The organism is Streptomyces recifensis, from assembly GCF_002154615.1.
Classification (GTDB): domain Bacteria; phylum Actinomycetota; class Actinomycetes; order Streptomycetales; family Streptomycetaceae; genus Streptomyces; species Streptomyces griseoluteus.
This window is the reverse complement of record NZ_MUNH01000059.1, coordinates 1-6,592: the sequence shown is the minus strand read 5'-3', so window position 1 is coordinate 6,592 and position 6,592 is coordinate 1. Positions and strand designations below refer to the sequence as shown.

Annotated in this window: 5 protein-coding genes; all 5 read left to right on the top strand. The window is 72.9% G+C overall.

Annotated elements, in window-relative coordinates:
• A partial coding sequence (locus tag CCN33_RS03890) for an SUKH-4 family immunity protein (RefSeq protein WP_244173616.1) occupies positions 1 to 1,090 on the top strand: 1,090 nt, incomplete at its 5' end.
• 183 nt (positions 1,091 to 1,273) lie between these two features.
• Entirely contained in the window at positions 1,274 to 2,137 is an 864-nt protein-coding gene (locus tag CCN33_RS03885) for a cellulose-binding protein (protein ID WP_086691104.1), read from the top strand.
• 411 nt (positions 2,138 to 2,548) lie between these two features.
• Positions 2,549 to 3,337: an ABC transporter ATP-binding protein gene (locus tag CCN33_RS03880; protein ID WP_086691102.1), complete on the top strand. Its 789-nt coding sequence runs from the start codon at positions 2,549 to 2,551 to the stop codon at positions 3,335 to 3,337.
• Positions 3,334 to 5,913: an ABC transporter permease gene (locus CCN33_RS03875; protein WP_086691100.1), complete on the top strand. Its 2,580-nt coding sequence runs from the start codon at positions 3,334 to 3,336 to the stop codon at positions 5,911 to 5,913. The genes CCN33_RS03880 and CCN33_RS03875 overlap by 4 nt, the downstream gene beginning before the upstream one ends.
• A 335-nt stretch (positions 5,914 to 6,248) precedes the next feature.
• A partial coding sequence (locus CCN33_RS03870; protein WP_140394460.1) for a hypothetical protein occupies positions 6,249 to 6,592 on the top strand: 344 nt, incomplete at its 3' end.

Here is a 6,592-nt window from a genome sequence, read left to right as displayed (position 1 = left end):
GCGCCGGGAGCGATGCCGCCCCCGGCCGGTGCCATGCCTGGCCCCGGGCGCGATGCCTCCGCCGGCCGCGCCGATGCCGGGGCAGCCGGGCGCGTACGGGTATCCGCAGCAGGGGCAGCCCATGGTGGGGCCCGGCTACCAGGCGGTGCTGCGCTACCGCGCCCACGACGGCTCGGAGCAGCAGCTCATCCGGCGTTCGGCGCCGGGCACCCCGCACCCGGAGTGGCAGATCTTCCACGAGCTGCGCGCGATGAACGTGCCGCCGGACCAGGTACTGGAGCTGCACACCGAGCTGGAGTCCTGTGAACTGCCGGGCGCGTACTGCGCGCGGATGATCCGGGAGCAGTGGCCGCAGGCACGGATCGCGTCCATCGCGCCGTACGGCACGGACCACGCGAGCCGGCAGGAGGGCATGCGGGAGCTGCTGGCCCATCAGGGCGAGCTGCACCAGGTCGCGGACGGTCCCGCCCGGCCCGCGCCGGTGCGGGCGCCGCTGCCGCCGGTGCCGCCCGTGCCGCCGATCCCGCCGGAGGGCGTCGCGCAGGAGCTGGCTGCGGCGTTCGGTCCTGGCGTGTACCGGTTCGAGCAGCAGGCGGTGGCCCGGCAGGGTGTGCCGCCGGTCGTCGCGCACACCCTGGTGGTGGCCGGACTCCCGCTGGACATGGGCCCGTTCTTCTGGGCGCAGGCCCAGCCGGGCCGTCCGGTGCCGACGCTGGCCGAGCTGACGGCCGAGCGCGGGGTGGCCCCGGCCTCGGACGCGGGGTCCTACCTGGTGATGGGCACGGACTTCGGCAAGGCGATCTGCGTCCAGTACGGCACCGCGAACATCGTGGCCGTGCCGGTGGAGAGCGGGCCGGGCGGGGCGCCGGTGCCGCCGCAGTTCGTCAACTCCGGGCTGCCCGAGTTCGCCCGCTGCCTGGCCCTGCTGGGCCGGATGTGGCGGCTGCGGTACGGCCTGAACCAGGAGCAGGCGGCCCGCTGGACCGTCGACTTCCAGGCCCAGTTGGCCGCCCTGGACCCGGCCGCGCTGGCCTCGCCGGAGAGCTGGTGGTCGGTGCTGCTGGAGCAGATGTGGGACGGCCTGCTCTAGCGGACACCGCCCCTCGAACACAGGGCCCTTCACCGGTTCGGGTGAAGGGCCCTGTGGCGTTTCCTGCCCGCTTCCGACCAAGTCCTGTCCGCGGAGTGTCGCGTTATGGACATATATGACCTGACCGGCAGGATGTGCGAGAAATCATCCTGTCGGGTAGGTCCGGCGGAGAGGGGTCCGAAGGTGAGCGGTACGGCGAGGACACCGCGCGGCTACCGTCCCGACCAGGTCGACGCGTACCTGGCCGCGCTCTGCCGCGACCGGGACGCCGCCTGGGAGCGCGCGGCCCGGCTGACCGTCCTGGCCGGGCGGCTGGAGACCGAGGCCGCGCGGCTGCGGGAGACGGCCGCGGGGCTGGCCCCGCAGGAGTACGGCACCCTCGGCGAGCGCGCCCGGTACGCCTTCGGGCTGCTCCGGGAGGAGGCCCGCGCGGTGCGCGAGGCGGCCCACGAGGAGGCCCGGTGCGAGGTGGCGCGGGCCGAGCAGGACGCGGCCGGTGTCGCACGGGCCGCGCGGGAAGCGGCGCGGGCGCGGTGCGCCGAAGCCGAGGAGGAGGCCGCGCGGCTGCTGCTGGCGGCCCGTGCCGAGGCGGACCGGGTGCGGGTGGGCGCCCGGCGCGAGGTGCGGGAACTGCGCGGCCGGGCCCTCGCGGTCCTGCGCGAGGCCCGCGCCCACGCGGCCGCGCTGCCCGACGTGCTGGAGACCGACCGGGCGGAGCGCCGGGCGGCGGCCGAACGCGCGGACGACGAGCGGGAGTCGGCCGCCGGGGCGAGCCTCGCCGAGCGGACCGCCCGCGCGGAGGCCGGACTCGCGGCGGCCGGACGGGCGCTGGAGGAGGCGGCCGTGCGGGCGCGGCACTGCCAGGACGAGGCACGCGCGCGTGCCGCCGAGATCCTCGCCGGGGCCCGCCTCCACGCGGAGCGCACCGCCCGCGAGACCGAGCGCGTCCTGCGCGACCACAGCGACACCTGGGACGACGTACAGGCCCAGACCAGCCGCGTACGCGACCGCCTGACCGAGCTGACGGGGCGGGCCACCGCGCGGTGAGCCGGGGTCCTGTCGGGGTGCCCGTAAGGGGCGGGTTGACCCTGACGCGGCGTAAGGGTGGAGGCTGACCGGGGTCGGGGGTGGACACGACCCTGAGAAGGGCTCCACCCGTCGGTGGAGCACCCCTAGGGGTATCTCCGTACAAGGGCTCGGGGAGGGTTCGTTCCCGCGGAGGACGAGGGCGGGCGTGCCTCGTCCTTAGTCTGTCCTTATGCCGCCAGGGGGGCGGCCGGCCGGACCCCGGGGGTAGGGATTTCCCCCCGGGAAACGGGGGTTCGCACCAGCGTGCGGCACCCCCCGCCACGGCCAGACTTCAGGCGTAGCGCACGGACGTACCGGCCCGCACCACCGCACCCACGCATCGCACCGCGATCCAGGGTGCCCGCGATCGACCCGCATAGGAGACATACCGTGACATCGGCTGTGACCATTCCCAGGCACGGGGGCACTGGAGGGCCTACGGCCGTCGCCGCACGAGCGCGGCAGGTCGTGAAGGCCTACGGGGCCGGGGAGACCCGCGTCGTCGCCCTCGACCACATCGACGTGGACATCGCCCGCGGCCAGTTCACCGCGATCATGGGCCCCTCCGGGTCCGGCAAGTCCACCCTCATGCACTGCCTCGCCGGTCTGGACACCGTGACCAGCGGTCAGATCTACCTGGACGAGACCGAGATCACCGGCCTCAAGGACAAGAAGCTCACCCGGCTGCGCCGCGACCGGATCGGCTTCATCTTCCAGGCGTTCAACCTGCTGCCGACGCTGAACGCGCTGGAGAACATCACGCTGCCCATGGACATCGCCGGCCGCAAGCCCGACAAGGCGTGGCTGGACCGGGTCGTGGAGACCGTCGGACTCAAGGACCGGCTCAGGCACCGGCCCACCCAGCTCTCCGGCGGCCAGCAGCAGCGCGTCGCCGTGGCCCGCGCGCTCGCCGCCCGCCCCGAGATCATCTTCGGTGACGAGCCGACCGGAAACCTCGACTCCCGCGCCGGCGCCGAGGTCCTCGGCTTCCTGCGCCGCTCGGTGGACGAGCTGGGCCAGACCATCGTCATGGTCACCCACGACCCCGTCGCCGCCTCCTACGCGGACCGCGTGCTCTACCTGGCCGACGGCCGGATCGTGGACGAGATGCTCAAGCCCACGGCCGAGCAGGTCCTGGACCGGATGAAGGACTTCGACGCGCGGGGGCGCACCTCATGACCGTCCTGAAGACCTCGCTGCGCAACTTCCTCGCGCACAAGGGCCGGATGGCGCTCTCCGCGATCGCGGTCCTGCTCTCGGTGGCGTTCGTCTGCGGCACCCTGGTGTTCACCGACACCATGAACACCACCTTCGACAAGCTCTTCCAGGTGACGTCCTCCGACGTCACGGTGAGCGCCAAGGGCGCCTCCGACACCGGGGAGACCACCTCCGACACCGGCAAGCCGCCGGTGCTTCCCGCCGCGGTCGTCGGAAAGATAGAGCGGGCACCGGGCGTGAAGTCGGCCGAGGGCACCGTCTTCTCCACCTCGGTCACCGTGGTCGACGGCGACAAGGAGAAGCTGTCGCCCACCAGCGGCGCCCCGACCATCGTCGGCAACTGGAACGCCAACGACGCCCGCACCATGAAGATCACCACCGGCGCGGCGCCCCGGGGGTCCGGCCAGATCATGGTCGACGCCGACACCGCGAAGAAGCACCACCTGAAGCTCGGCGACGACATCGGGGTCATCACCGCCGTCGGCACGCACCAGGCGCGCGTCTCGGGCATCGCCACCTTCACCGTCACCAACCCCGGCGCGGCGATCTTCTACCTGGACACCAGGACCGCCCAGCAAGCCCTCGTGGGCCGCACCGGTGTCTTCACCAACGTCAACGTCACCGCCGACGCGGGCGTCACCGACGCCCGCCTCAAGCGGGACGTGAGCACCGCGCTCGGCACCGGCTACAAGGTGCAGACCGCCAAGGAGGTCGCCGACGCCAACCAGCAGGACGTGAAGAGCTTCCTCGACGTCATGCGGTACGCGATGCTCGGCTTCGCCGGTATCGCCTTCCTGGTCGGCATCTTCCTGATCATCAACACCTTCTCGATGCTGGTCGCCCAGCGCACCCGCGAGATCGGCCTGATGCGGGCCATCGGCTCCTCCCGCCGCCAGGTCAACCGCTCGGTGCTGATCGAGGCCCTGCTGCTCGGCGTCGTCGGCTCCGTGCTCGGCGTGGGCGCCGGGGTCGGGATCGCCGTCGGCCTGATGAAGCTCATGGGCCAGATAGGCATGCACCTGTCCACGGACGACCTGACGGTCGCCTGGACCACCCCGGTCGCCGGTGTGGTGCTCGGCGTCGTCGTCACCGTCCTCGCCGCCTATCTGCCGGCCCGCCGCGCGGGCAAGATCTCCCCGATGGCCGCCCTGCGCGACGCGGGCGCCCCGGCCGACGCCCGGGCCGGCGTGATCCGCGCGGTCATCGGCCTGGTCCTCACCGGCGCCGGCGCCGCGAGCCTGGCCGCGGCCGCCGCCAGCGACCACGCCACGACCGGCTCGGCCTGGCTGGGCCTGGGCATCGTGCTCTCCCTGATCGGCTTCGTGGTGATCGGCCCGCTGCTCGCCTCCGGCGTGGTGCGTGTCCTCGGCGCGATCGTGCTCAGGGTCTTCGGCCCCGTCGGTCGCATGGCCGAGCGCAACGCGCTGCGCAACCCGCGCCGCACCGGCGCGACCGGCGCCGCCCTGATGATCGGCCTCGCCCTGGTGGCCTGCCTGTCCGTGGTGGGCTCGTCCATGGTGGCCTCCGCCACCGACCAGCTCGACAAGACGGTGGGCGCGGACTTCATCGTCCAGAGCGACAACGGCTCCGTCATCACCCCGCAGGCCGTCGACGCCCTCAAGAGCACTCCGGGCCTGGAGCGGGTCACCGAGTACAAGGTCCTCCCGGTGACCATGACCACGCCGGACGGCAAGGTCTCCAAGAACGAGTCCCTCAACGCCGCCGACCCCAGCTACGCCGAGGACCTGCGCACCAAGACCGTCCAGGGCGACCTCGCCGACGCCTACGGCGCCGACTCCATGTCCGTCTTCGCCGGCTTCGCCAAGGACCACGGCATCGAGCTGGGCTCCCGGGTCGACGTCGCGTTCAAGGGCGGCCGCACCGCGAAGCTGACGGTCCGCGCGATCACCAGCGACGACGTCGTGGTCGACAAGGGCGCCATGTACGTCTCCATCGCCACCGCGAAGAAGTACGTACCGGCCGACAGGATGCCGCTCGACGTGCTCTTCTTCGCCACCGCCAAGGAGGGCCAGCAGGACGCCGCGTACAAGGCGCTGAAGGCGTCCCTGCACGACTACCCGCAGTACACCGTCCGCGACCAGACCGACTACAAGCAGGCCCTCAAGGACCAGATCGGCCAGCTCCTCAACCTGATCTACGGCCTGCTGGCCCTGGCCATCATCGTCGCCGTCCTGGGCGTCGTGAACACCCTCGCCCTCTCGGTGGTGGAACGCACCCGCGAGATCGGCCTCATGCGAGCCATCGGCCTCTCCCGCCGCCAGCTCCGCCGCATGATCCGCCTGGAGTCGGTGGTGATCGCTCTCTTCGGCGCGTTCCTCGGCCTCGGCCTGGGCATGGGCTGGGGCGCCACCGCCCAGAAGCTGCTCGCCCTCCAGGGGCTGAAGGTGCTGGACATCCCCTGGCCGACGATCATCACCGTCTTCATCGCCTCCGCCTTCGTGGGGCTGTTCGCGGCACTGATCCCGGCGTTCAGGGCGGGCCGGATGAATGTGCTGAGCGCCATCGCCACGGAGTAGGGGGGAGTGGCGGGGGTCCGGTGCCGGGAGCTCAATGGCTCCCGGCACCGGCGTGTCCGGGGGGCGTGTGTGTCCGGGCAGCTCCGGGAACGTGCCCGCCCACCCGGCGAGACGCCCGCCTCACAGCCGACCGAGACGGGCCGGCTGGGTGGGAGATCGGGGGTCCAGGCGGCGGAGCCCCCTGGTACGCCGACTGCAGCGCAGGCCCCCCAGGAAGCAGACGTTGTCCACAGCCTCCGCCAAGCCGTAGCGCAGCGTCGTACGCTGGAAGACCCCCGGCCCGTACGACGAGTCGGGCGATTCGCGTTCCCACCCCCAGGACGGAAAGCCCCTCCATGAGCCTGCACGGTCTGCTCGACGCCGTCGTCAAGGACCCCGCCCTCGCAGAAGCGATCACCGCGGCCACGGACGGCAACCGCCCCCACATCGACCTCGTAGGCCCTCCGGCGGCCCGCCCCCTGGCGATCGCCGCCCTCGCCCGCGACACCGGCCGCCCGGTGCTCGCCGTGACCGCGACGGGCCGCGAGGCGGAGGACCTGGCGGCGGCCCTCCGCTCACTGCTGCCCCCCGAGGGCGTGGTGGAGTACCCCTCCTGGGAGACCCTCCCGCACGAACGCCTCAGCCCCCGCAGCGACACCGTCGGCCGCCGCCTGGCCGTTCTGCGCCGCCTGTCCCACCC

Excerpts from the sequence above, each read along its gene's own strand:
- CCN33_RS03875 (WP_086691100.1), top strand. The coding sequence starts at position 3,334 with ATGACCGTCCTGAAGACCTCGCTGCGCAACTTCCTCGCGCACAAGGGC.